Origin of the sequence: Streptomyces humicola (assembly GCF_024436035.1) — a bacterium.
GTDB classification, from domain to species: Bacteria; Actinomycetota; Actinomycetes; order Streptomycetales; family Streptomycetaceae; genus Streptantibioticus_B; species Streptantibioticus_B humicola.
In genome coordinates, this window is the sequence record NZ_JANFNG010000025.1 from 1 (window position 1) to 23838 (window position 23838).

The 23838-nt window shown below is 70.2% G+C and carries 16 protein-coding genes and 2 pseudogenes; 7 read left to right on the forward strand and 11 right to left on the reverse strand.

The window, feature by feature from the left end; translation table 11 throughout:
• Nucleotides 1-310: 310 nt before the first annotated feature.
• The 9 genes from NGB36_RS24795 to NGB36_RS24835 form a co-directional block, all read right to left on the reverse strand.
• On the reverse strand, nucleotides 311-1156 hold the full coding sequence (locus tag NGB36_RS24795) for a CDP-alcohol phosphatidyltransferase family protein (RefSeq protein WP_255922697.1): 846 nt from the start codon (nucleotides 1154-1156) through the stop codon (nucleotides 311-313).
• Nucleotides 1143-1790 (reverse strand): phosphatidylserine decarboxylase, encoded by a 648-nt coding sequence (locus NGB36_RS24800; RefSeq protein ID WP_255922698.1) that lies wholly within the window; start codon nucleotides 1788-1790, stop codon nucleotides 1143-1145. Before NGB36_RS24800 ends, NGB36_RS24795 begins: the two co-directional genes overlap by 14 nt.
• 179 nt (nucleotides 1791-1969) lie before the next feature.
• A complete protein-coding gene (locus NGB36_RS24805) occupies nucleotides 1970-3181 on the reverse strand; it encodes an acyl-CoA dehydrogenase family protein (protein WP_255922699.1) in 1212 nt (403 codons plus the stop codon).
• Between the two features lie 3 nt (nucleotides 3182-3184).
• Nucleotides 3185-3697, reverse strand: coding sequence for a MaoC family dehydratase (locus NGB36_RS24810; protein WP_255922700.1), 513 nt, complete (start codon nucleotides 3695-3697; stop codon nucleotides 3185-3187).
• A gap of 1 nt (nucleotide 3698) precedes the next feature.
• Nucleotides 3699-5696: an ethylmalonyl-CoA mutase gene (locus NGB36_RS24815; protein ID WP_255922701.1), complete on the reverse strand. Its 1998-nt coding sequence runs from the start codon at nucleotides 5694-5696 to the stop codon at nucleotides 3699-3701.
• Complete coding sequence (gene ccrA, locus NGB36_RS24820; protein ID WP_255922702.1) at nucleotides 5696-7078, reverse strand: crotonyl-CoA carboxylase/reductase; 1383 nt, start codon at nucleotides 7076-7078, stop codon at nucleotides 5696-5698. The genes NGB36_RS24815 and ccrA overlap by 1 nt, the downstream gene beginning before the upstream one ends.
• A 334-nt stretch (nucleotides 7079-7412) precedes the next feature.
• On the reverse strand, nucleotides 7413-8168 hold the full coding sequence (locus NGB36_RS24825) for a TetR family transcriptional regulator (RefSeq protein ID WP_255922703.1): 756 nt from the start codon (nucleotides 8166-8168) through the stop codon (nucleotides 7413-7415).
• A gap of 124 nt (nucleotides 8169-8292) precedes the next feature.
• Nucleotides 8293-10119: a 3-hydroxyacyl-CoA dehydrogenase family protein gene (locus NGB36_RS24830; protein WP_255922704.1), complete on the reverse strand. Its 1827-nt coding sequence runs from the start codon at nucleotides 10117-10119 to the stop codon at nucleotides 8293-8295.
• A gap of 365 nt (nucleotides 10120-10484) precedes the next feature.
• The gene (locus NGB36_RS24835; RefSeq protein ID WP_255922705.1) at nucleotides 10485-10844 is read right to left on the reverse strand and encodes a GNAT family N-acetyltransferase; all 360 of its coding nucleotides are present in this window, start codon (nucleotides 10842-10844) and stop codon (nucleotides 10485-10487) included.
• A 47-nt stretch (nucleotides 10845-10891) separates the two neighbouring features.
• Between NGB36_RS24835 and NGB36_RS24840 the strand changes: the two are divergent.
• Nucleotides 10892-11014 (forward strand): annotated as a pseudogene (locus NGB36_RS24840) (Rv2578c family radical SAM protein); the annotation flags it as partial.
• Nucleotides 11015-11096: 82 nt separating this feature from the next.
• On the opposite strand, the pseudogene NGB36_RS24845 reads toward NGB36_RS24840, so the two are convergent.
• Nucleotides 11097-11309: pseudogene (locus tag NGB36_RS24845) on the reverse strand (Rv2578c family radical SAM protein); the annotation flags it as partial.
• A 166-nt stretch (nucleotides 11310-11475) separates the two neighbouring features.
• Here NGB36_RS24845 and NGB36_RS24850 point away from each other — a divergent pair.
• Both NGB36_RS24850 and NGB36_RS24855 read left to right on the forward strand, forming a co-directional pair.
• Nucleotides 11476-11919: an SRPBCC family protein gene (locus tag NGB36_RS24850; protein ID WP_255922706.1), complete on the forward strand. Its 444-nt coding sequence runs from the start codon at nucleotides 11476-11478 to the stop codon at nucleotides 11917-11919.
• A 288-nt stretch (nucleotides 11920-12207) separates the two neighbouring features.
• Nucleotides 12208-14541: an MFS transporter gene (locus NGB36_RS24855; protein WP_372509525.1), complete on the forward strand. Its 2334-nt coding sequence runs from the start codon at nucleotides 12208-12210 to the stop codon at nucleotides 14539-14541.
• A gap of 261 nt (nucleotides 14542-14802) precedes the next feature.
• Here NGB36_RS24855 and NGB36_RS24860 read toward each other — a convergent pair whose 3' ends face one another.
• Complete coding sequence (locus tag NGB36_RS24860) at nucleotides 14803-16443, reverse strand: DUF8823 domain-containing protein (RefSeq protein WP_255922707.1); 1641 nt, start codon at nucleotides 16441-16443, stop codon at nucleotides 14803-14805.
• Nucleotides 16444-16673: 230 nt separating this feature from the next.
• Between NGB36_RS24860 and NGB36_RS24865 the strand changes: the two genes are divergently transcribed.
• From NGB36_RS24865 to NGB36_RS24880, 4 genes are all read left to right on the forward strand, one after another.
• Entirely contained in the window at nucleotides 16674-19214 is a 2541-nt protein-coding gene (locus NGB36_RS24865) for an ATP-binding SpoIIE family protein phosphatase (RefSeq protein WP_255922708.1), read from the forward strand.
• Nucleotides 19215-19258: 44 nt separating this feature from the next.
• On the forward strand, nucleotides 19259-19981 hold the full coding sequence (locus NGB36_RS24870) for a class I SAM-dependent methyltransferase (RefSeq protein WP_255922709.1): 723 nt from the start codon (nucleotides 19259-19261) through the stop codon (nucleotides 19979-19981).
• Nucleotides 19982-20226: 245 nt separating this feature from the next.
• Nucleotides 20227-22632: a SpoIIE family protein phosphatase gene (locus tag NGB36_RS24875; RefSeq protein WP_255922774.1), complete on the forward strand. Its 2406-nt coding sequence runs from the start codon at nucleotides 20227-20229 to the stop codon at nucleotides 22630-22632.
• An 80-nt stretch (nucleotides 22633-22712) separates the two neighbouring features.
• The gene (locus tag NGB36_RS24880) at nucleotides 22713-23828 is read left to right on the forward strand and encodes a substrate-binding domain-containing protein (protein ID WP_255922710.1); all 1116 of its coding nucleotides are present in this window, start codon (nucleotides 22713-22715) and stop codon (nucleotides 23826-23828) included.
• Nucleotides 23829-23838 lie beyond the last annotated feature (10 nt).

Below are 23838 nucleotides of genomic sequence, written 5' to 3' on the forward strand. Positions count from 1 at the left end.
AGGCCACGTGACGTTCGAGCGCCGAGGAGGCACCCCACAGCGGCACCGACCCCCCGACAGCGCCGAGGCGCACGTGAGCCCGGGCACGGCACTCGCGCGAAGGCGTACGTGATCGGGCCAGTCACGCCGGCGGGCCGGCGGCGCGCAGCGCCGAGGCGCACGTGACTGGGCTGGCCACCGGTGTGGACGCGCGCACGTGATCTGAGGTACGTGATCTGGCTGGTCACGGGGCCGGGAAAGCCGGCGCGCAGCGCCAGCCGCACGTGGCCAGACCAACCACGTCAGCGGGCCGGCGGCGCGCAGCCGGGGGTCACCCCAAGCGCGATTGACGTGAGGTCGCTCGGCCGCGGATCGCGTTCACGCGACGGAACGTCGCGAAGAGCGGAATCACGGCGGCCGCGACGACCTGCAGCGCCGCCCCCGTCTGCAGCAGCGCCGCCCCGCCCGGCACCCCCACCGCCCACGCGGACAGGCACCCCATGCTGATGAAGATCCAGCACAGCGTGGCGACCGCCAGCCGCCCCCGCGGCTTGGGGTACTCGACGCGGCTGACCATGAGCCACGCCACGCCCCCGATGATCGCCAGCGTCGGCAGGAACGGCAGCTGAAGCAGGACCGCGGAGACGATGGTCAGCGCGCCCATCGGGCTCGGCATGCCCTGGAAGATCCCGTCCCGGACTGTGACGCAGGAGAATCTCGCGAGCCGCAGCACCACGGCGAGCACGACCACGACCCCCGCGACGGCGGAGATGTTCTTGTGGCCGTCGTCGGCGACCATGCCCCAGACGACGACGAAGTACGCGGGGGCGAGGCCGAAGCTGATCAGGTCGGAGAGGTTGTCGAGCTCGGCGCCCATCGCTGAGCTGCGCAGCTTGCGGGCGACGAGGCCGTCGAAGAGGTCGAAGACCGAGGCGAGCAGCATGAGCATGACCGCCGTCGCCGCACTGTGCCGGGTCATGCCGCCGTCGGTCTGGCCCATGAGGTGGGGGACCAGGACGCCGGTGGTGGTGAAGTAGACCGCCATGAAGCCGCACGTGGCGTTGGACAGCGTGAGGGTGTCCGCTATCGACAGCCGCGTCGAGACGGGCATGTCGGCGGTGTCCTCTCCGTCGGCCCAGGAAGTAGGTGCGTCCGTGTCGGGGTCAATCACGGTCAAGGCGAGTCACCCCTGCCTGCGTCGTCTGGCCGACCTCCACGGCAGGCTCGACTCCCTCCGGCAGGTAGACGTCGACCCGTGAGCCGAAGCGGATCAGCCCGATCCGCTCGCCCTGCTCGACCTTCGCGCCCTGTGGCACGTACGGCACGATACGCCGTGCGACCGCACCGGCGATCTGAATCATCTCGATGTCGCCGAGTTCGGTGTCGAAATGCCAGACTACGCGTTCGTTGTTCTCGCTTTCCTTGTTGAAAGCGGGAACGAATCCGCCGGGAATGTGCTCGACGGAGGTGACCGTGCCGGCCAGCGGTGCGCGATTGACGTGCACATTGAGCGGGCTCATGAAGATGGCGACGCGGGTGCGTCCGTCCTTCCACGCCATGATGCTCTGCACCACACCGTCGGCTGGCGAGATGACCCGACCGTGAGAGATCTCACGGTCGGGGTCGCGGAAGAACCACAGCATGCCTGCCGCGAGCGCGGTGGCGGGAACGGCCGCGGCGGCCCAGCGCCCGGAGCGTCGGGCGCGGGTCAGGCTGACCGCCGCCGCGGCGACGGTCGGCAGGAGCCACGGCGACGCTCCACGCGCGAGGCGGACTCGGCCGCGTTGTGCAGAGGATGGGCTGTGGGGCATGGATGACCTTCGTAGCGGAGGATGCCGCGAATGAAAATGGGGACGGCGGCTTTAACCGATGCTATCGGTTTCGACCAGCAACTCGGCAAGCGCGAAGGCGAGTCGGTGGTTGAAAGGCGAGTACGCCTCGAGGCCGTAGTGTGATCTTCTTCGCGGATAAGTCACCCATATGCGGACATTCATCCCTGGAGTCGATACTCCTCGAGAAGCCTCCGGCCGATGATCATCTTCTGGATCTCCGCCGTTCCCTCACCGATCAGGAGCATCGGTGCCTCCCGGTAGAGCCGCTCGATCTCGTACTCCTTCGAGAACCCGTAGCCGCCGTGGATCCGGAAGGAGTCCTCCACGACCTCCTTGCAGTACTCGGAGGCCAGGTATTTCGCCATACCCGCCTCGAGGTCGTTGCGCTCGCCGGAATCCTTCTTGCGCGCGGCCATCACCATCATCTGGTGCGCGGCCTCCACCTTCGTGGCCATCTCGGCCAGCTTGAACTGGATGGCCTGATGCTGGGCGATCGGCTTGCCGAAGGTATGGCGTTGCTGCGCGTAGGCGATGCCCAGTTCGAATGCGCGGCGCGCGACACCGCAGCCGCGGGCGGCCACATTGACCCGGCCCACCTCGACGCCGTCCATCATCTGGTAGAAGCCGCGTCCGCTGCTGCCGCCGAGGACCCGGTCGGCGGGGATGCGGACGTCCTCCAGGATCAACTCGGTGGTGTCGACGCCCTTGTACCCCATCTTCTCGATCTTGCCGGGCACAGTGAGGCCGGAGACCTTCGGGTTGGGGCCGAATCCGGGTTCCTTCTCGATGAGGAACGTCGTCATCGACTTGTGCGGAGCCGTGCCCTCGGGGTGGCCCTCGTCCGTGCGGCAGAGCACCGCGACGAGGTTCGCCGAACCGCCGTTCGTCAGCCACATCTTCTGGCCGTTGATGACGTAACTGTCACCCTCCTGGACGGCCTTGGTGCGGATCGCCGAGACGTCGGAACCGAGGCCGGGCTCCGACATCGAGAACGCGCCACGAATCTCGCCCGTAGCCATCTTCGGCAGGAAATATTCCTTCTGCTCCTGCGTACCGTGCTGCTTGATCATGTAGGCGACGATGAAGTGGGTGTTGATGATGCCCGACACGCTCATCCAGCCGCGGGCGATCTCCTCCACGCACAGCGCATACGTGAGCAGGGACTCACCGAGGCCCCCGTACTCCTCGGGGATCATCAGGCCGAAGACACCGAGCTCTTTGAGGCCCTCGACGATCCGCGTCGGGTACTCGTCGCGGTGCTCCAGCTCGGTGGCGACCGGCAGGATCTCCTTGTCGACGAAATCCCGGACCGTGGAGAGGATCTCCTGCTGGATCTCGCTGAGGCCCTCGGTCTGCTGCAGGCGGCTCATCTCTTACTTCTCCTGGGACTTCAGCTCGGGGCGGCCGGGCTGCTCGCCGCCGCGCTCCTTGATGTACGTGGCGGTGGGGACCATGACCTTGCGGCGGAAGACGCAGACCAGCGTGCCGTCCTGCTTGTACCCCTTGGTCTCGACGTAGACGATGCCGCGGTCGCTCTTCGACTTGCTCTCCCACTTGTCGAGCACGGTCGTCTCGCCGTAGATCGTGTCGCCGTGGAAGGTCGGCGCGACGTGCCGCAGCGACTCGATCTCCAGATTGGCGATCGCCTTGCCGGAGATGTCCGGGACGGACATGCCGAGCAGAAGGGAGTAGATGTAGTTGCCCACCACCACGTTCTTGCCGAAGTCCGTCGTCTTCTCGGCGTAGTTCGCGTCCATGTGGAGCGGATGGTGGTTCATGGTGAGCAGGCAGAAGAGGTGGTCGTCGTATTCCGTGACCGTTTTTCCGGGCCAGTGCTTGTACACCGCGCCGACCTCGAACTCTTCGTATGTCCGCCCGAATTGCATCTCACGCCTCCAGCTTGTTCGACCGGCGGATCTCGTCCACGATCCGGCCGATCATCCCGGTGATATCGAAGTCCTTCGCAGTGAAGACGGCAGCGACGCCCTCCCCGCGGAGCGCCTCGGCGTCCGCGGTCGGGATGATGCCACCGACGATCACCGGCACATCGTCCACCCCGGCGCGCCGCAGCCGCCGCAGGACATCCGGGACGAGTTCGAGATGTGAGCCCGACAGGATGGACAGGCCCACACAGTGCACGTCCTCGGCGACGGCCGCCGCGACGATCTGCTCAGGGGTGAGCCTGATGCCCTGGTAGACGACCTCGAAGCCGGCGTCGCGGGCGCGCACGGCGATCTGCTCCGCGCCGTTGGAGTGGCCGTCGAGCCCCGGCTTGCCAACGAGCAGCCGCAGCTTGCCGACGCCCAGCCCCTCGGCGGTGGCGGCCACCTTGGCGCGAACGGCGGCAAGCGCGGTGCCCTCCTCGGCGGTGACCGCGACCGGCGCGCTGCTCACGCCCGTCGGGGCGCGGAACTCGCCGAAGACGTCGCGCAGCGCGAAGGCCCACTCCCCGGTGGTGACACCGGCACGGGCGCACTCCAGCGTCGCCTCCATGAGGTTGGCGTCGGTGGTCGCCGCGGCCTTCAGCGCCTCGATGGCGGCCTTCACCCGCGGCTCGTCGCGCTCGGCGCGCCACCGGTCGAGCGCCTCGACGACGCGCGCCTCGCCCGCCGGGTCGACGGTGTGGATCGCGGTGTCGAGGTCGGCGGTGAGCGGGCTGGGCTCGGTGGACTCGTAGCAGTTGACGCCGATGACCTTGTCCTCGCCGGACTCGATCCGGGCCCGGCGCAGCGCGTGCGAGGCGACCAGCTGGGACTTGAGGTACCCCGACTCGACGGCCGGGATGGCCCCGCCCATCTCCAGCACCCGCTCGATCTCGGCCATCGCCTCGGTGGCGATCGCGTCGGTCCGCGCCTCGATGACATGGCTGCCGCGGAAGATGTCCTCGTACTCCAGCAGATCGCTCTCGTGCGCGAGTACCTGCTGGATGCGCAGGCTCCACTGCTGGTCCCACGGGCGGGGCAGGCCCAGCGCCTCGTTCCAGGCGGGCAGTTGGACGGCGCGGGCGCGCGCGTCCTTGCTGAGCGTGACGGCGAGCATCTCCAACACGATGCGCTGGACGTTGTTCTCCGGCTGGGCCTCGGTCAATCCGAGCGAGTTGACCTGGACGCCGTAGCGGAACCTGCGGTGTTTGGGGTCCCGGATGCCGTAGCGCTCCTGGGTGATGGTGTCCCAGAGGCGGGCGAAGGCCCGCATCTTGCACATCTCCTCGATGAAGCGCACGCCCGCGTTGACGAAGAACGAGATGCGCCCGACGACATCACCCTTGCGATCCTCCGGCACCTGGCCGGATGCGAACACCGCGTCGAGCACGGCGATCGCGGTGGACATCGCGTAGGCGATCTCCTGGACGGGGGTGGCGCCCGCTTCCTGCAGGTGGTAGCTGCAGATGTTGATCGGGTTCCACTTGGGGATGTGGTTCACCGTGTAGGTGATCATGTCGGTCGTCAGGCGCAGCGAGGGGACGGGCGGGAAGACGTGCGTCCCGCGCGACAGGTACTCCTTGACGATGTCGTTCTGCGTCGTGCCCTGCAGCTTGGTGACGTCCCCGCCCTGCTCCTCGGCGACCACCTGATAGAGCGCCAGCAGCCACATGGCCGTGGCGTTGATGGTCATCGAGGTGTTCATCTGCTCCAGCGGGATGTCGTGGAACAGCCGCCGCATGTCGCCGAGATGGGCGATCGGGACCCCGACCCGGCCGACCTCGCCGCGGGCGAGGACGTGGTCGGGGTCGTAGCCGGTCTGGGTCGGCAGGTCGAACGCGACCGAGAGGCCCGTCTGGCCCTTGGCGAGGTTGCGCCGGTAGAGGGCGTTGGACTCGTCCGCCGAGGTGTGGCCGGCGTACGTACGCATCAGCCAGGGGCGGTCCCTGTGCCGCTCGGCCATCAGATGTCCCTGCTGTGCTTGATGGTCCGCTCCGCTAGCGCGTCGCGGAACAAATTGATGGCCGGCAGGTGCTTCTCGCGCATCTCCGGGTCGCGGACGCCCAGGCCCTCTTCCGGGGCGAGGCACAGGACGCCGACCTTGCCCTGGTGGAGGTTGCGGTGCACCTCGTACGCGGCCTGGCCGGTCTCGTCCAGCGGGAAGACCTTGGAGAGCGTCGGGTGGATCTTGCCCTTGGCGATCAGACGGTTGGCCTCCCACGCCTCGCGGTAGTTGGCGAAGTGCGAACCGATGATCCGCTTCAGCGACATCCACAGGTAGCGGTTGTCGTACTCGTGCATGTAACCGGAGGTGGAGGCGCAGGTGACGATCGTGCCGCCCTTGCGGGTGACGTAGACGGAGGCGCCGAAGGTCTCGCGGCCCGGGTGCTCGAAGACGATGTCCACGTCCTCGCCGCCGGTCAGCTCGCGGATGCGCTTGCCGAAGCGCTTCCACTCCTTGGGGTCCTGGGTGTGTTCGTCCTTCCAGAACGTGTAGCCCTCGGCGGTGCGGTCGATGATCGCCTCGGCGCCCATCGCACGGCAGATCTCCGCCTTCTGCGGCGAGGAGACCACGCAGACCGGGGTGGCGCCGCCGGCGAGGGCGAACTGGGTGGCGTAGGAGCCGAGTCCGCCGCTGGCGCCCCAGATCAGCACGTTGTCGCCCTGCTTCATGCCGGCGCCGTTGCGCGAGACGAGCTGGCGGTACGCGGTGGAGTTGACCAGACCCGGGGCCGCCGCCTCCTCCCAGGTGAGGTGGGCCGGCTTGGGCATCAGCTGGTTGGACTTGACGAGGGCGATCTCGGCGAGGCCGCCGAAGTTGGTCTCGAAGCCCCAGATGCGCTGCTCCGGGTCGAGCATCGTGTCGTTGTGGCCGTCGGCGGACTCCAACTCGACCGACAGGCAGTGGGCGACGACCTCGTCGCCCGGATGCCAGGCGTTCACGCCCGGACCGGTGCGCAGCACGACGCCCGCGAGATCGGAGCCGATAATGTGGTACGGCAGGTCGTGCCGCTTGCCAAGCGGATTGGACTTGCCGTAGCGCTCCAGGAAGGCGAACGTCGGCAGCGGCTCGAAGATCGACGTCCACACGGAGTTGTAGTTCACGGAGCTGGCCATCACGGCCACCAGGGCCTCGCCGGGCCCGAGTTCGGGCACCGGCACCTCCTCCACGTGCAACGACTTGCGCGGGTCCTTCTCGCGCGTGGTCAGGCCGGAGAACATCTCGGCCTCGTCCTTGTGGACGGTGACGGCACGGTAGGACTCGGGCAGCGGCAGCGCCGCGACATCGGCGGCGATGCCGGCTGTGCTGTCTGACGCGAGGATTGCGTCGAGGATGTCCTTCACTTGGGGCCTCCGGCGAAGCGTTACGGGACGCTTGAGGGAACGCTGGGGTCTTGGGTGTGCCGTCGGTTCGGCGAGGGTGGTGCGGCGAGCGCGCGGTGGCGCGCGGGAGATGCCTGTGACGCAGGCGTCCGGGCCTTTGGGGACAGACGGCGTGCGAGGCGTGTGCTCTGCACGCCGCCCGCCCGGACACCACTAATCTATGGCACGCGGTGCCATGAGTAAAGACACTGCGTGCCAAGAATTTTTTTGCCGGAACCACAGCGTCTGCTCGACACACGCACGCAACACCGCCGTCCCCGAACCGGGAACGGCCGTAAATGCGCACCTCAGGTGGTTATTCGGCGCCAAGAGCCTTTTCGACGGCGCGTAGCACCTCGGCGGGAGACGCGCTGGTGCGAGCGACGGCCACCACCACCTCGCCGCCACGCGGCTCGGCCGGGGGCCGGGCCTGCTCGCTCCTGCCCACCCCCATCCCCGTCCCGAAGGTCTCCCTGATCACGTCGAAGGCGTGATCCAGCTGCGCCTCCACGTCCCCCTTGCCGCCGGCCCGCAGCCAGCGCCGCAGCACATGGTTGTGGGCCGCCACCACCGCGGACGCGGCCACCTCGGCGAGCAGCGGGTCGTCATCGCCCGCACGGTGCTGCGCCTCGTCGAAGTGGCCCAGCAGATAGCGGGTGAACAGTCGGTCGTAGCGGGCCACTGACGCGATCTCGTGTTCGCGCAGCGCCGGGACCTCGCGGGTGAGCTTGTAGCGCTCGACGGAGACCTCGGGGGACTCGGCATACATGCGCAGCACCTCGGTGATGCCCCGGCAGACCGTGTCCAGCGGGTGTTCGCCCGGCTCCGCGCTGTCCAGCACGGCCTGGACGCGGACGAGGGTGTCGTCGTGGTCCGGGAAAATCGCCTCTTCCTTGGAGCGGAAGTGACGGAAGAACGTGCGCCGGGCCACCCCGGCCGCCGCGGCGATCTCGTCGACCGTGGTCCCCTCGTACCCCTTAGTGGAGAAAAGGTGCATCGCGGCGGCGGACAGCTCCTGGCGCACGCGGTGCCGCTGTGCGGTGGTACGGGCGGTGCTGCGCGGCTGGGGCATGTGGGGAACGTTACATGCCGCTACCGGCGGACGGTGGGGCGGGCCGTTCTGCCGGGCCTGATCGAGGCCGGGCAGCAGGCCGTCCCACCCCCCGTCGTGACCCCTGAGCTCTCCCCTGAGCTCGTCAGGCCCTGGCATATTCGCGGAAGCCGCGGCCGGTCTTGCGGCCGAGGCAGCCCGCGGAGACGAGGTGCTCCAGCAGCGGGGCGGGTGCGAGCCCGGGGTCGCGGAACTCTCGATGCAGCACCTGCTCGATGGCGAGCGAGACGTCCAGGCCGACCACGTCGAGGAGTTCGAACGGCCCCATCGGGTAGCCACCGCCGAGCTTCATCGCCGTGTCGATGTCGTCCACGCTCGCGTAGTGCTCCTGCACCATCTTCACGGCGTTGTTCAGGTACGGGAACAGCAGGGCATTGACGATGAAGCCGGCCCGGTCGCCGCAGTCCACCGGGTGCTTTCGCAGGGCCCTGCACACCTCGTGCACGGTGGCGCGCACGTCATCGGCGGTCAGCACCGTCCGGACCACCTCGACCAGCTTCATCGCCGGCGCCGGGTTGAAGAAGTGCATGCCGACGACGTCCTGCGGCCGCGACGTGGCGGTGGCGATCTCGACCACCGGCAGCGAGGAGGTGGTGGTGGCCAGCACCGCGCCCGGCTTGCACACCTTGTCGAGCGTGGTGAACAGCTGCTGCTTCACCGAGAGTTCCTCGGCGATCGCCTCGACCGCGAGATCGACGTCGGCGAAGTCGTCCAGTGAACCCGAGGGAGTGAGCCGGGCCAGCGCCGCGTCCCGGTCCTCGGCGGTCAGCCGGCCCTTGTCGACCGAGCGGGCAAGGGACTTGGCGATCCTGGCGACCGCCGAGTCGGCCTTCTCCGGCGAGCGAGCGGCCAGCACGACCTCGTACCCGGCCTTGGCGAAGACCTCGGCGATGCCGGAGGCCATCGTGCCGGAACCGGCCACGCCGACGCGCCGCACCGTGCGGCCCGCGCCGCCCGTCGAGCCGCCTACAGGAGTCTCGGCGTCCGCGATCTTCGTCTGGCTGCCGGGGGATTCGTAGGTGTAGAAGCCGCGCCCGGACTTGCGGCCGGTGAGTCCGGCGGCCGCCAGGTGGCCCAGGATCGGGGCGGGCGCGTGCAGCCGGTCGCGCGAGGCGGCGTACATCGCTTCAAGCACCGTCTTGGCGGTGTCGATGCCGATCAGGTCGAGCAGTTCGAGCGGCCCCATCGGCAGGCCGCAGCCCAGCTTCATCGCCGCGTCGATGTCCTCACGTGTCGCGTACCGCGCCTCGTACATCGCGGCGGCCTGGTTGAGGTAGCCGAACAGCAGCCCGTCCGCGATGAATCCGGGCCGGTCGCCGACGGGGACGGCCTCCTTGCCCAGGCTGCGGACCAGGGCCGTGACGCGCTCGGTCGCCTCCGGCGAGGTGAGGACGGTCGAGACCACCTCGACCAGCTTCATCGCCTGTGCCGGGGCGAAGAAGTGCAGACCGAGCACCCGCTCCGGGTGGGCGCTGTCGGCGGCGAGCTGGGTTACCGACAGCGCGTTGGTGCCCGTGGTCAGGATCGTTTCCGGCTTGACGACGGCGTCGAGTGCAGCGAAGACCTCGCGCTTGAGCGGGTAGTTCTCCGGCACGACCTCGATCACCAGATCGGCCTCGGCGGCCGCCTGCAGGTCGGAGGAGGTGCGCAGCCGGGCGAGCGCGGCATTGCGTTCGGCCTCGGTGATCTTCCCGCGCTCCACGGCGCGGGCAGTGGAACGCTCGAGGGCAGTGACGGCCGCGACGGCGGCGCGCTCGACCGGTTCGATGCCGATGACCTCGTGACCGGCCCTGACCAGGACCTCGGCAATACCGGAACCCATCGTGCCGAGCCCGACGACGGCGACGGTCAGGGATGAGCGGGCGGGAGACGACGAGGATGGGGAAGCGGGCGTAGTGGACGGACGGTCCATCGCGAAACTCCAGGGGGTCTGCCCCGCACGGGGCGTGACGACTGAGAGGTGACTGCAGGTGAGTCATGCGCATGCGCGCAGGTCACTCAGATGCAGGTGCACGGACACGTGAGTGCCCGCGTGGTGGAGTGGCGGGCCCTGTCCCGGGGCCGCGCCGCGATGTTGCCGAACCGACGTACTGCTGCGGGTGGTGCTGTGCCCGCGGCGGCTGCGTCACCAGGCCACCGTGGGCGGGGAGTCCGTACGACCACGGTCGGTGGTGCACGGCCTCGTGGTTCTGAGGGTAACTCGTCAGTAACCTGGGCGCCAGACTTTCGCCCATGTGATCTGCGCCGCTGACAGATGAGCGGTGCCGGATGGGTGTGTCAGCGCGCGGCGCCCCCGAGCCGTCGGGCGTACCGGACCTCGGGCACGGGCACGCCGTCGACGACGAACGGCTCTAGGCCGCCGTCCGGGGCGAACCCGGCGCGTTCGTAGAAACGCCGGGCCCGCGCGTTCCCCTCCAGTACCCACAGCCGCACCCAGGGGAAGCCCTGCGCGTTCGCGTGATCGAGCGCCGCCTCGGTCAGCGTCCGCCCGAAGCCGTGGCCGATGCGGTCGGGCCGCACGTACAGGGCATACAGCCCACCCTCCTGCGTGGTGGATGCGTTTTCCTCGCGGTACGGGCCGAGGCACGCCCAGCCGACGACCGCGCCATCCGGTTCCTGCGCGACGATGTTCGCCACGCGCTCTCCCGCCCGCGCGAGCATCGCGGTGGGGGCGCGGCGGCAGTGCCATCGCGGAGGCGGGCGCGAGCTCGGTCACGCCGCTGGTGCTCCACCTGCGCCCGGGCGCCCGCGAGTGGTACATGGCATGGCTGGCGGCGAACCACCCGCATCTGGTGCGCCGCTACGAGGCGAGGGACGGGCCGCCAAGGTGTCTCACCATGGCAATGGCACGAACCGCCCGCTAAACCATGGTGGTTTGCTTCAGTGCCCGCAGGCGTGGCTGCAGCCCCGGTAGGGGTTGACCGTCCATTCGAACGGCATGCGGGACGCGCCCGGCACCCGGTTGATGATCGAGCGTGCCCTGACCTCGTGGAAGGTGATGCCCTTGAAGCCCGGGGTGTCGAAGGTGCGGGACACGACGTCCGTGCCGAACAGCGCGGGCGCGGCCCCACCGGCTTCGAGGCTCAGGTTGTCCCAGCGCATGCCGCCTCCTTCGTCGCCGTCGCACCCAGAATAGAACGTGCGATCGATTTTCGACACACCGCACCCCGGATTCGATTGCGCCGCCCGTCAGTGGTTGGCTGTGGCGCGACGTCGCAGGAGACACACGAGTCGACTCAGGTCACAAAGAACACCGGAGGAGAGAGACATGGCGCAGGTCGAGGCCACCACGCAGCGCGTGGTCGCAGCCGCACCCGAGGCGGTTTTCGCCGCGCTCGCCGACTACACCAAGACCCGCCCCGAGCTGCTGCCCGAGCAGTTCAGCGAGTACGAGGTGCAGGAAGGCGGCACCGGGGCGGGCAGCGTCGTGCACTGGAAGCTGCAGGCGACGCAGAAGCGCGTGCGCGACTGCCTGATCGAGGCGAGCGAGCCCACCCCCGGGCAGCTGGTTGAGCGCGACCGCAACTCCTCCATGGTCACGACATGGACCGTCACCCCGGCGGGGGAGGGGCGCGCCAAGGTGGTCGTCACCACCACCTGGGAGGGAGCCACCGGCATCGGCGGTTTCTTCGAGAAGACCTTCGCCCCCAAGGGCCTCAACCGCATCCACGACGCCGAACTCGCCCGCCTCGCAAGCCATGTGGAGAGCTGACGGCGTTCACCGGTTCGGGTGGATTTGATTGACGTGCGGTGTGCGCCCGGCGCACACCGCACGTGGGCGAAAGCCCCTGATGGGGCGCCAAATGCGCCCCACCGCAGGCAAGTTGACCGACGTTGGTGACTCCTCTCCGCTGAAACGTCTCGCTTGCTCATTGATGTCGCGTAATGCGAGAAATGGGCCCGCGAACGGCGACGAGGGGAGCGATACGTGGGCGGTACCGCACAGCTGGAGCAACCTGCGCTGCCCCAGGAGACCACCGCGATCTCCGACGTCACGGAGCTGTCCAAGACCCTGGTCAGCCACGAGGTCACCGAAGAGCTCCCGCCGGTCGCCACGCTCGGCCCCCGCCGGGTGCGCACCGTCTTCGCCGGCCTGATGCTCGCACTGCTCCTCGCCGCCCTCGACCAGACGATCGTCGCGACCGCGCTCCCCAAGGTCGTCGGCGAACTCCACGGCCTGGACCGGATGTCGTGGGTGGTCACCGCCTACCTGCTCGCCTCCACCGTCGGACTGCCCCTCTACGGCAAACTCGGCGACCTGCTCGGCCGCAAGGCCGTCTTCGAGTTCGCGATCGTCACCTTCGTCATCGGCTCCGCACTCGCCGGCTGGTCGCACACGATGGACGAACTCATCGTCTTCCGCGGGCTCCAGGGCCTCGGCGGCGGAGGACTGATCACCGGCGTGCAGGCGATCATCGCCGACATCGTCCCGCCGCGCGAGCGAGGCCGCTACATGGGCCTGATCGGCGCCGGCTTCGGACTCGCCTCGATCGCAGGACCACTGCTCGGCGGCTACCTCACCGACCACGTCTCATGGCGCTGGTGCTTCTACGTCAATGTGCCGTTCGGCCTCGCCACCCTGCTCGTCGTCGCCACCGTCCTCCACCTGCCCAAGCCCGCACACCGCGCCCGAGTCGACGTCCTCGGCTGCCTCCTCCTCGCAGGCGCGTCAACCTGCCTGGTCCTGCTCAGCACCTGGGGCGGCACGCGCTACGCCTGGCGCTCGCACATCATCCTCGGCCTCGGCGCGGGTGCCCTCGCCTGCACCGCCCTCTTCCTCCTCGTCGAACGGTTCGCCGTCGAACCGGTCATCCCGCTGCGCCTCTTCCGCGACGGCATCTTCACCGTCTCCGGGATCACCGGCGCCGTGGTCGGCGTCGCCCTCTTCGGCGCAGCGAGCTACCTCCCCACCTTCCTGCAGATGGTCGACGGTGCCTCCGCCACCGAATCCGGTCTGCAGATGCTGCCGATGGTCGGCGGTGTGGTCCTCGCCTCCACGGCCGCCGGGCAGTTGACCAGCCGCACCGGACGCTACAAGGCCTATCCGGTCATCGGCTGCGCGCTGGCCGCGGCCGGCCTCTGGTTGCTCTCCCGCCTCGGGCCCGGCACCACCCGCCCCGTGTACAGCGTATGGATGGCCGTCCTCGGCATCGGCGTCGGCCTCGCGCTCCCGGTCCTCGTCCTGGCCGTGCAGAACACCGTGCGCCCGGCCGACCTCGGCGTCGCAACAGCCGCCACCAACTACTTCCGCCAGATCGGCGGCTCCCTCGGCGCGGCCGTCTTCGGCACGCTCCTCGCCCACCGCCTCACCACGGCACTGCCGCACTCGGCAGGCCTGCCGAACCTCGAATCGATCACCCCTGCGATCGTCCGCGCCCTGCCCGCACCACTGCGTGACTCCTATGTGCACGCCTACGCGGCCGCCATGCCGCGCATCTTCCTCTACCTGGTGCCGGTGCTCGGCCTCGGCTTCCTGACCGCCTTCCTGCTCAAGGAGAAACCTCTGATGACCGAGCACGGCTCCGACACGCCCCCGTACGGATTCGACGCGGTCATCCCGTCGGCGCGCACCCCCGCCGGTACGGGCGTGCCCGTCTGCGGAACGGTCCAGCACGCCGACGGCACGCGGGTGCCGCGCGCCGCGCTCACCCTCATCGACGCCTCCGGACGGCAGGTGGGCCGCGGCGCGACCGGAGAGGACGGGCGCTACGCCCTGAGCACGCCGGGCAGTGGCGCCTACGTCCTGATCGCGGCGGCGGGCGGCCACCAGCCGCAGGCCGTCAGCGTCACGGTCGGCGACCGTCCCGTCGACCTCGACGTGGTCCTCGGCGGCGCGGGGCGCCTGACCGGCGTGGTGGTGACCGCCGACGGCTCGCCGGTACGGGACGCGGTGGTGACGCTGACCGACGTACGTGGCGAGGTGGTCGCGAGCACACGCACGGGGCGCGAGGGCGGCTATGTGCTGGGTGACCTCGTGGCGGGTGAGTACACGCTGGCGGCGAACGCACCGGCGTACCGGCCCGCGGCGCTGCCGGTCTCCGTCCAGGCGGCGCGGGAGACGCGGCAGGACGTGGAACTGGCGGGCGGGGCGGTGCTGCGCGGTGTCGTGCGCGCCCCCGCGGGCCGGCCTGTCGAGGACGCGAGGGTCACCCTCCTGGACGCGGCGGGCAATGTCGTCGACTCGGTGACGACGGGAGCGGACGGGGTCTTCCGCTTCGTCGACCTCGCGGCGGGCTCCTACACGGTGATCGCAACGGGGTACCCGCCGGTGGCCACGGTCTTGCGTGTCGAGGGCGGGGGGCGCACGGAACGGGACATCCAACTCGGCACGTGACGGGACGCTGCGCTGGGTGCGGTACGTCTATTCGCACGGGTGCGTGACACTGCGGCTTGCGTGGGGTGTTTTTCCCGCCGCCCGCCCGTTGCCGTGATCGGGTGGGTCACGTGGGCGCTGCGTGGGTGGGTGGGGTCGGTGCCGCGCGCACGTGAGCCCAGGCACGTGAGCCCGGGCACGTGACCGGACCAGTCACGCCAATGGGCCAGCGGCGCGCAGCGCCAGGCGCAGGTGATTCGGCCAGTCACGGTGACGAGAAAATCACCCGCACGGGGTGCCGCGGGGGAGGGTGTATCTACTGCCGATGGTGAACACGCCCGCGTCGTGAGCGCGGAGCCGGGTCCACGCGCCGGCCTGTTCCAGGCAGCCCGTGCCGTGGAGAACACCCAACCACGGCGACCACGCCACCCGTACAAGAAACGACCCCGCCTGCGGTACGCGCATCGACAGCTCGCCCTGCCCCGCCCGGATCGCCGTCGACGGCGCCGACGTCAACGGCACGGCGTCCGTGACCGCGTACACGCGCCAGTGCGCGTCACCCCAGACCGGCCGCAGCCACGTCTGTCCGGCCGCCACTATCCGCGCCTCCGCGACCGCCGCGTCGTCGGGTGCCGCGTCCGGAAGCACTACGTAGGACACCGCCCACGTCCGCAACCATGCGTGATACGTCGCGGCCGTGATCTTGCCGTCGTAGAAGACCGGGTTGCGCTCGACGTCGAGCTGGCGGTTCCAGCCTCGCGCGAGATTGACGTAGGGACTCAGGCCGGCCGACTCCCAGTGGGTCCTGGCGGCCACCACTTCGACGCGGTCCCGGTCGGCGCCGAGCCTCCCCAACTCGGCGATCAGCGGCTTCGCGTACGTCGACCACCCTGCCGCGGGCGCCGTGCTCACCAGATCCTGCACCGGCTTCACGACCTGCCACCCGGCGGCGAAGACGAACGCGAGCCACAGCGCGAGCGCCCGCCGTCCACGAGCACCCTCCATCAGCGCCGCCAGCAGCACCGTCGCGGCGAACAGCAACGACAGCCGCTCCACGTTGCTGCCGATGGGCGACGGGATCAAGAGCGTGAGCAGGTCGCCGGCGATGTACACCCACGCCCCCGCCCGCACCGCCCGCCACGACGGGGGAGCCCACAGCGCGACCGGCAGGCCCGTCGCCACCACGAGTGCCGCGCCGCCCACCGAAAACGGCTGCACCCCGTAGAAGGGGAAGAGCAGCGTGATGATCCCGACCACCAGCGGCGGCGCGGTGAGCAGCGCGAGCGAGTCCCGGCGACGCCCCGTCAGGAACAGACCCGCACCCGCGACCAGCAGGAACAACCCGGCCACCGGGCTGGAGCCGGTGGCCACCGCCCCCAGCAGGAAGGCCGCTCCGTCGCGCACCGCACGCGGACCGAAGCTCTCGTACACCATCAGCGTCGCGGTGAGGCCGAACAGCACGCCGATGCTGAAGGTGATACGCCCCGACGCGGTGTCCCCGGAGAGCGCAACCGCCCCGCAGACCGCGGGAAGCAGGGGACGGGCCAGACCCGAGCGCATCAGGAGACGCGCAAGCACCGCGGCGGAGAGGGTGCCGGTGATGACCGCCGTGGTGCGTACTCCCAGCCACGCCATCAGATAGGGGGTGAGCGCGCTGTAGGAGATGGGGTGCATCCCGCCGTACCACGACAGGTTGTACGCCGAACCGGGGTGCGCGCCGGTGAATTCGGCCCAGGCGTACTGCGCTGCCATGTCGCCGCCGTCGGTGGCGAGGAACCCCGCCCACAGCAGGTGCAGTACGGCGGCGACGAGGACCGCCGCGACCACGGGGTGACGCAGCGGGCGCAGCCAGGACAGCGGCCGCGGGACGACCGGTGACGGTGTCAGGAATGCGGCGTGAGGGGATGGTTCGAGGGTGTTCATGATGAATGATTCAGTTCTTCCCCTGATGCCGTACGGGGTACGGGACGCTAACACGTGATCCTGGCGACCGCCCGTCGAGGGGCCGGCGCGCGGGCGTGCGCCGGATTGCGCCGTTGGGCCACATGGGGGACTGCCAGGGCCGTACCGTGGTAGTCGGTGCCGTAGATCTTGCGTCGGTCCTGGAGGCTGCCCCAAGAAGCGGCACGAGAGGGGAAGGAGACCGGCGGGTCATGGACAGTCTCATGCCGCCCGAACAGCAGCCCGCGCCGTCGGGACGGATTCCGCTGGCCGTGATCGTCGTGGACGCCGCGGGCCTGGTCTCGCACTGGAGCACCGGGGCGCGCCGCCTGTTCTGTCTCTCGCGCGAGCAGGCCGTCGGCAGCCCGGCCGTCGACTTACTGCCCGTCAGCAGCCTGCCGGTGAACGACGGCCTCGGCGCTCCCGCTGCGGCGGGCAGCGCGTACGGCGACGAGGGCGCGGGCCCGGATCTCGACTCTTCCCTGAGCGGGGAGACGTCGTACCCGACCGCGGGCCGAGCCCGTCTCGCCGACGCCGAAGGGCGCCCGATCGACGTCCTGTGGTGGGCGTACCCGCTTGTCGGGCCGGGTACCGAGCGGCTCCTCGTACTCGCCGCCGATGCGGCACGGCTGCGTCCGCCCGGGGCAGCCGACGCCGATGGCTCCGACGGCTCCGACGGCGTGATCGAGCGCGTCGCACCCGGTTTCGCACTGCACACCGAGTTCCCGCAGGCTGAGGGGCTCGCCAAGCGGCTGCCGGAGATCCTGCCCAACATGGGCCCGGCCGGCAGCAGCCGGATCGTCGCGCAGGTGCTCGAACTCGGCTATCCCGTCCTTGAGATCAGCAAGCACGACAGGGTGCCGGTGACGCCGGACTGGGGTGTCCCGCGCTACGTGGAGCGCGAGGCCCGGCTGCGGCGGGCGGCGGCCCGTGGATCCGTACCCGGCCTGCCGCAGCAGCGCGGCACGGCACCGGACCCGGAACGGGATCCGGACGACGGGCCCGATCTCGAATACGCCGCGGTGCGCGAGCGGCTTGAGTTCCTCAACGAGGTGAGCGGCCGGATCGGCAGCTCGCTGGACCTGACACGGACCATCCGCGAGGTGACGAGCGCCGCGGTGCCGCGCTTCGCCGACTTCGCCGGGACGCATCTGCGCGCCCAGGTGCTCGCAGGTGAGGGTTTCCCCGACGGCCCGCCGGACGTCACCACCGTCTGGCACCGGGTGTGGGTGGAGCACAACGACGAGCCAGGGCGCTGGGACGACACGGTGCCGGTGGGGGAGGCCATCGCCTTTCCCGATCACACCCCGTTCTTCCAGTGCATGGTCACCGGTGAGCCGGTGCTCATCCCGCGGGTGAGCGAGGAGTTGGGCGACCGCATCTCGGCGCAGTTCGAGAAGCGGGATCTGCGCCCGCTGATCAACGGGCGGTCGATCCTCATCGTCCCGTTGAAGGCCCGCAACGTGGTGCTCGGCTTCATGGTGCTGCTGCGCCGCGCCGAACGGGAGCCGTTCAACGACATGGACCGCACCACGGGCGCAGAGATGGCGGCACGCGCCGGTCTCGTGCTGGACAACGCGCGGATGTACACGTTCCAGGAGAACGTCGCCGAGACGCTCCAGGACAGCATGCTGCCGCACATCACCCCGCGGATGGCGGGGTGCGACGTGGCCACCCGTTACCTGCCGGGCATGCGCCTCGGACGCGTGGGCGGCGACTGGTTCGACACGATCAAACTGCCGGGATCGCGGGTGGCGCTCGTGGTCGGCGACGTGATGGGGCACGGGCTCAACTCGGCGGCGATGATGGGCCAGTTGCGCACCGCCGTGCAGACGATGGCCGCGCTCGATCTGCCGCCTGCACAGCTGTTGCGCAATCTCGACGACCTGGCGCAGCGCCTCGGCGAGCAGTACCTGGCCACGTGCCTGTACGTGGTCTACGACCCGGTGGAGTCGGAGCTGCTGATCTCCAACGCGGGCCATATCCCGCCGGTTCTGGTGCGCGCGGCCGACGGACGCAGTGAGCTGCTCGGCGTGCCGACCGGTGCGCCGATAGGGGTCGGCGGGGTGCCGTTCGAGACGGTTTCGGTGCCTGTCGCCTCCGGGGACCGCCTGGTGCTGTGCACGGACGGCCTGGTCGAGGTGCGCGGGCAGGACATCGGCGCCGGGCTGGCCGCGCTGTGCGAGAGCGCTGCGCATCCGGCGGCCTCGATGGACGACGCGTGCGACACGATCATCCGGGCGCTCGGCAGGCAGGGCGAGCGCAAGGACGACGTCGCCCTGCTCATGGCCCGGCTGCGCGGCATCGAGCGCGAGCACGTGGCCGAGTGGCGCCTTGGCCGCGACCCGGGCGAGGTGGGCCGGGCGCGGGCGATGGCGCGCAAGACGCTCATCGCGTGGGGGCTCGTGGACGCGGTCGACGTAGCGGAGCTGCTGGTGAGCGAGGTCGTCACCAACGCTATCCGGTACGGCGGCGGCGGTGGTGACGGGCACCGCGGTGAGGGGCACGGCGGCAGCGTCGGGCTGCGGCTGGTGTGGGCCGACGCGTTGCTGTGTGAGGTCAGCGATGACGACCCGTCTGTTCCCGTGCTGATGAGCGCCGGGCCCGACGACGAGGGCGGGCGCGGCATGCGTGTGGTGAGCAGGCTCGCCACGGAGTGGGGCACGAGCCGTACGGCGCAAGGCAAGACGGTCTGGTTCGAACAGACCCTTGCGGGCCCTGCACGGGGCTGGCGGGGACGGCCGGCGGTCTGATTGATTGTTGGACCGTTGCATCGTCGGGCTCCTCGGGAGGCACAATGAACGCAGCCGGCAGCTACCAGCAGGCGTGGGAGGGTTTTTGGGCGGCGGCGCCCAAGGAAGCCGGAGCCGTGATCTGGGACACGGCCGCCGCGGATGCCTCTGCCGCCCATCTGCCGCTGTTCGAGCCCCATTTCGATGCCTCGCTGCCGGTGGTGGACGTGGGGTGCGGCAACGGAACCCAGACCCGCTATCTCGCCGAGGTGTACGACAGGGCCATCGGCGTGGACCTGGCGCGCGGCGCGGTCGAGCGTGCGCGAGCGGCCGACACGGCGGGCGCCGCCGAGTACCGGGGGCTCGACGCAGCGGACGAGGATGCGGTGCGGCGTCTGCACGACGAGACCGGTGACGTCAATGTCTACATGCGCGCCATCCTCCATCAGTGTGAGGCGACGGACCGGCCGAAGGTCGTCGCGGGACTGGCCTTGCTCATCGGCGACCGCGGCCGCATCTTCGACATCGAGCTCGCCACGGCGGCGAAGCAGGTGCTCGCCGCGGCCGCCCAGGGCCCGGACGGCCCGCCGCCCAAGCTGCGCCCGGTGCTCGAGCACGGGCTCACCCCGGCGGAGATGCCGGACGGCTCCGTCGCCGAGTTGTACCGCTCGGCGGGGCTCGACGTGCTCGCCCACGGCGAACTGCCGCTAGTGATGACCGAGCACCGCTCCGACGGCTCCCGCATCGACCTGCCCGCGCACTGGGTGGTGGCCGGCCGCAAGGGCTGACGGAACGGAACGGACCCGACCGGACCCGACTCGACCGGACCGGACCGGACGGGCCTGACCGGGCCGGGCCGGTCGCGGCCGGGCGCCCGGAGGAGGACCATCGGAACCACGGGCACGAGGTGATGAAACCGGAGCGTCACAAGCGCATCCGGATTGTGTGATGATGAAACGTCAGCGAAGCCGGTCCCTTCTGCCGCGAGACCCGCGGTCGGACCCCACAACGTCGACTCTCTGCGACTGGGGCACTGCGGAAAGTGACGGAGCTGTACTTGATGTTCGCCGGGGTGGCGCACGTTGCTGTCTACCTGCTGGACAAGCAGGCCGGTGAGCTGCGACTCGCCGACACGGCCGGGGACAGCCCCGGCGCCGCTTATGGTCTTTCGCCCAGCTACCCCTTGTCGGCCCCGTCGTTGGTCGCCGATGCCTTCCGTGAGGGCCGGCCCCTGTGGCTGACGCCGGCCGAGGTCGCGGTGCCGGCCGGTGCCGGCGTCGCGCTGGGCGCCCTGCCGCTGGGGGAGGACGGTGGACGGCTGGGGTGCCTGGTCGTCGCCGACCGTCCGGGAGACGGCCTCGACGCCGAGCGACGCATCTTCCTGGAGCTGTACGCCGACCAGGTGGCGGCCCGGCTCGAAGCCGGCTGCCTGTGCGGCGCCGCCGACATCGTCGGCCGCAAGGAGCCGGGGCATGTGCATGTCCTGGCGCTGGACGGCATCCACGTCGGTTCGTTCACTCTGGTGCTGGGCACCGGGCGGGTCGACGCGGACGCGTCGCTGCTGGAGCTGATCGGCTTCTCACCGGAGGAGTTCGACGGACGCCTGGAGACGCTGCTTGCGTGCACTCTCCCGGAGGACCTGCCCGCGCTGATGTCCGTGGTCGAGCCGGGCCACATGACGCACGACGGCCGGGATCTGGAGTTCCGCGTCCGCAGGCCCACCGGTGAGTTGCGCTGGCTGCGGCTGCGCTGCCGGGTGCTCGCCGATGCCGCGGGCAGGCCGGAGCGGGTGCTGGGCGTGGTGGCCGAGGCATCGCACCTGCGCCCCAGCACCGACGATGTCTCCCGGCTGCAGCAACTGGCCGCCGCCCTGGCGACCGCGATGACCGTCCGGGACGTCAGCCGGACCGTGGTGGCCACGTTGCGGGAGCCCCTGGCGGCCGACCGGATGGCGCTCGCCGAGCTCCACGCCGGACGGCTGACCGTCACCGCCCTCGATCCGCCTCAACCCGGGGCGTGGCCGGAGATCTGGCGTCGCGAATGGCGCTCCGAGTGGCCCGATGCGGCCGCCCGCGACCTGCCCACGCTCCGGGCGGCCCTGCGCCTCGGCCGCGTGCAGCTGTGGGCCACCAGCACTGACCTTGAGCCCGGCCTCGCCGGGGTCGGACGGGGCGGCCTCGCCGTACTGCCGCTTCCGGCTGACGGCCGGGTGGTCGGCGCATGCCTGATCGGCTGGGACGAGCCCCACGGGTTCGCCCCGGAGGAGCGCTCCCTGCTGACGGCGATCGCGGGCGTGGTGGGGCAGGCCCTGGTACGGGCTCGCGCCCTGGACGCCGAGCACGAGCTCGCCGCGATGCTCCAGCGCAGCCTGCTGCCGCGCACGCTTCCGTCGCTGCCCGGCTGTGTGGCGGTCGCCCGCTATCTGCCGGCGACGGCCGGGCTCGAAGTGGGCGGCGACTGGTACGACGTGATCCCGCTCTCCGACAGATATGTGGCGCTGGTCATCGGGGACGTGCAGGGGCACAGCCCCGAGGCCGCGACGATCATGGGTCAGATCCGCACGGCGATCCGCGCCTACGCGGTGGAGGGCCATCCGCCGGATGTCGTGGTCTCCCACGCCAACCGGCTGCTCGTCGGCATGGAGACCGACGCCTTCGTCACCTGCTGCTACGTGGCCCTGGACATGGAGGAGGGCGAGGCCTGGGTCGTCCGGGCGGGGCACCTTCCGCCGTTGCTGCGCGCCCCGGACGGCGCCACCCAGGAGGTCGTCGCCGAGGGCGGGCCTCCGCTGGGTGTGCTCGCCGACGCCGAGTTCCCCATGACGATGGCTGGTCTCTCCCCGGGCGCGACCCTCGCGCTGATGACCGACGGGCTCGTCGAGTCCTCCAGCCTGCGTCTGGAGGACGGGCTGCAGCGGGTGTGCGAGGTGCTTGCGGCCACCGATCCCGCCGACGCCGACCGCATGGCCGACGAGGTGATCGGCGTGGCCGATCGCCGGGATGACGACATCGCGCTACTGCTCCTGCGGTACGACGGGACGGCCGTGCGACCGCTGCGCGCCGGCTGGGCGGTGTGGAGGCTTCCCGACGCCGTCATGCACGCTCGCCGGTTCACCGCCCGCGTGATGCGCTCGTGGAACGTCACGCAGGAAGCGGACGCGGTGCTGCTGGTCGTCTCCGAGTTGGTCACCAACGCGATGGTGCACACCCGGGGCGAGGTGCGGCTCGATCTGACCCTGGCCGGGGACCGCCTGCGGGTCGCCGTGAGCGATTCGTCGCCGCGCGCACCGGTGCGGCAGACGAGTGTCGACTGGGAGGCGACCGGTGGCCGGGGGCTGCTGCTCGTGGAAGCGGTGTCGGAGTCCTGGGGCTCGGTGCCGCTCAGCGGCGGCAAGCAGGTGTGGGGCGAGATCGCTCTCCCCTCGCGCGCCATGACCTGACGTATCTTCCTAGATACCTGCCTCATCATGTATGGCGACTATTGTCAACTTATGGGCAAAATGTTGGGATCTGTGCTGGGATGAACAGCCATCCGGTTCGTGCCGCCGTTGCCGCCACCGCGCTGACGGCAGTGTCGATGGCCGGCGGCCTCGCCGCCTGCGGCACCGGCCATGGCACGGCCGGTGCGAGCGCCTCCGCTGCCGGCCGCGGCGGCTTCGCGATCGGCCTGCTGCTTCCCGACACCCACACCGCCCGCTGGGCGCGCTCCGACAAGCCGCTGATCGAACGGAAGATCAGGCAACTGTGCGGCGACTGCTCGGTCGACTACGCCAACGCCTCGGCGGATGTGGCCACTCAGCAACAGCAGATGGACTCCATGATCGCCAACGGGGTAAGGGTCGTGATCCTCGACCCCGTCGACTACGAGGCGCTCCGCTCCTCGGTCGTCAAGGCGCATGACGCGCACGTCCCCGTCGTCTCCTACGACCGCCTCGCCGAGGGCCCGATCTCGGCCTACTCCAGCTACGACTCCGTGCAGATCGGCAGGATCCAGGGCCAGGCACTTCTGACGGCGCTGAGCCACAAGGGGCACGACGCTCAGATCGTCATGGTCAACGGCGATCCCACCGACCCGAACACGCTGGCGCTGCAGAAGGGCGCTCTGTCGGTGCTCAAGGGCAAGGTGAGGATCGGCAGGTCGTACTACGCCACCGGATGGATCCCGCAGAACGCCTTCAGCGAGATGTCCGCCGCCATCGCCGAACTGGGCCCGGGCGGGATCGACGGCGTCTACTCGGCCAACGACGGCCTCGCGTCCGGCATCGTCGCCGCGTTCAGGGCGCAGGGCGTCCAGGCCGTGCCCCCCGTCACCGGCCAGGACGCCGATCTCGCGGCCGTGCAGCGGATCGTCGCGGGGCGGCAGTACGTCACCGTCTACAAGTCCTTCACCGCCGAGGCCGATGCCGCAGCCGAAATGGCAGTCGCCCTGGGCCGCGGCGAGAGCATCGGCGCCATCGCCAAGGACACGGTCAGCAACGACACCAGCAAACAGATCCCGGCCGTGCTGGGCGCCCTCGTGCCCGTCACCGTCGGCACGATCAAACAAACCCTCGTCAAGAGCGGCGTGTACACGATCGGCCAGATCTGTACCCCGCAGTTCCAGCCCGCCTGCCGGAAGGCCGGACTCATCGGCTAGCGCCGGCCAG

What these genes read in the sequence shown, in the direction of transcription:
- NGB36_RS24865 (WP_255922708.1), top strand. Translation starts at nt 16,674, where the DNA reads ATGGACAGTCTCATGCCGCCCGAACAGCAGCCCGCGCCGTCGGGACGG.
- NGB36_RS24860 (WP_255922707.1), bottom strand. Translation starts at nt 16,443, where the DNA reads ATGAACACCCTCGAACCATCCCCTCACGCCGCATTCCTGACACCGTCA.
- NGB36_RS24850 (WP_255922706.1), top strand. Translation starts at nt 11,476, where the DNA reads ATGGCGCAGGTCGAGGCCACCACGCAGCGCGTGGTCGCAGCCGCACCC.
- NGB36_RS24825 (WP_255922703.1), bottom strand. Translation starts at nt 8,168, where the DNA reads ATGCCCCAGCCGCGCAGCACCGCCCGTACCACCGCACAGCGGCACCGC.
- NGB36_RS24810 (WP_255922700.1), bottom strand. Translation starts at nt 3,697, where the DNA reads ATGCAATTCGGGCGGACATACGAAGAGTTCGAGGTCGGCGCGGTGTAC.
- NGB36_RS24870 (WP_255922709.1), top strand. Translation starts at nt 19,259, where the DNA reads ATGAACGCAGCCGGCAGCTACCAGCAGGCGTGGGAGGGTTTTTGGGCG.
- NGB36_RS24805 (WP_255922699.1), bottom strand. Translation starts at nt 3,181, where the DNA reads ATGAGCCGCCTGCAGCAGACCGAGGGCCTCAGCGAGATCCAGCAGGAG.
- NGB36_RS24815 (WP_255922701.1), bottom strand. Translation starts at nt 5,696, where the DNA reads ATGGCCGAGCGGCACAGGGACCGCCCCTGGCTGATGCGTACGTACGCC.
- NGB36_RS24880 (WP_255922710.1), top strand. Translation starts at nt 22,713, where the DNA reads ATGAACAGCCATCCGGTTCGTGCCGCCGTTGCCGCCACCGCGCTGACG.
- NGB36_RS24800 (WP_255922698.1), bottom strand. Translation starts at nt 1,790, where the DNA reads ATGCCCCACAGCCCATCCTCTGCACAACGCGGCCGAGTCCGCCTCGCG.
- NGB36_RS24830 (WP_255922704.1), bottom strand. Translation starts at nt 10,119, where the DNA reads ATGGACCGTCCGTCCACTACGCCCGCTTCCCCATCCTCGTCGTCTCCC.